1 protein-coding gene and 1 pseudogene are annotated in these 1,081 nt (G+C 44.9%); both read right to left on the bottom strand.

Annotated features, from left to right (window positions below):
* On the bottom strand, positions 1-341 hold a 341-nt coding region (locus B4033_RS11300), incomplete at its 3' end, for an efflux RND transporter permease subunit (protein ID WP_286834080.1).
* A gap of 252 nt (positions 342-593) precedes the next feature.
* Positions 594-1,081: pseudogene (locus tag B4033_RS11295) on the bottom strand (isocitrate lyase); the annotation flags it as partial.

Here is a 1,081-nt window from a genome sequence, read left to right as displayed (position 1 = left end):
CCATTAATCGCATTTTGTACCTGTACCTGAGCCGTGTCTGGATCAGTCCCGTTTTCAAAGCTGATATTGATCCGGCTACGCCCGGAGGAATCGCTGCTAGAACTGAAATACAGTAAGTGATCAATGCCTTTAATCTGCTGTTCCAGTACTTGGGTCACGCTCTCCTCCACCGTTTCCGCAGATGCGCCGGAATAGGTTGCCGATACTGTCACTCGCGGTGGCGCAATATCTGGATAACGTTCCACAGGTAAATTCATGACCGCAAATAATCCGATCGCCATCACGACGATGGCCAGCACGCCTGCAAAAATAGGTCGATGAATAAAAAACTTAGACAGCATAGGTCTGAATCACTTTGAATTTGATGAATTTTAGGATGAGTTGGACAACTGAATCAGCTATATGGATATTCAAGCAGTGGCATTGAGATTGCAAGGCTTGATCACAGAAAAACATGTATAAAATTAAATCATGAAGCAATTATGAAGATACTGCCTTCAGGCTGCTGTTACAGTTATTTATGTCATTATTTTTTTATTGTTCCAATAAAAAAACCCTGCTTGCGCAGGGTCTTCTTTGAATCAGTTCAGTGCTTATGCAGAGAATTGGTTCATTGTGTTTTTCGCATCGTCACCCGCTTTAAGCGCGTTGTCACCAGCGAAGATTTCTTTGTGGTCGTCACCGATGTCAGAACCCGCCATTGCTTGGTGTTTCACACAAGCGATACCGCCACGGATTTCTTTACGTTGTACGCCAGCAACATAAGCCAACATACCTTCAGAACCGAAGTAACCTTGAGCAAGCTCGTGAGTAGAAAGCGCAGCTGTGTGGTAAGTCGGTAGAGTGATCAAGTGGTGGAATACACCTGCTTCACGAGAAGCATCTGCCTGGAATGTACGAACTTTCTCGTCAGCTTCAGCAGCCAATTCAGTGTTGTCGTACTCAGCACTCATTAGTTTAGCGCGGTCGTATGCAGATACGTCTTTACCTTCAGCAACCCAACGGTCGTACGCTTGTTGACGGAAGTTTAAAGTCCAGTTGAACGATGGAGAGTTGTTGTAAACAAGTTTCGCATTTGGAA

This window comes from Acinetobacter sp. UBA3132 (genome assembly GCF_002364825.1).
In the GTDB taxonomy this organism is placed as follows: domain Bacteria; phylum Pseudomonadota; class Gammaproteobacteria; order Pseudomonadales; family Moraxellaceae; genus Acinetobacter; species Acinetobacter schindleri.
Note: the sequence above shows the minus strand (reverse complement) of the source record. Positions and strands in the feature narration are given on the sequence as shown.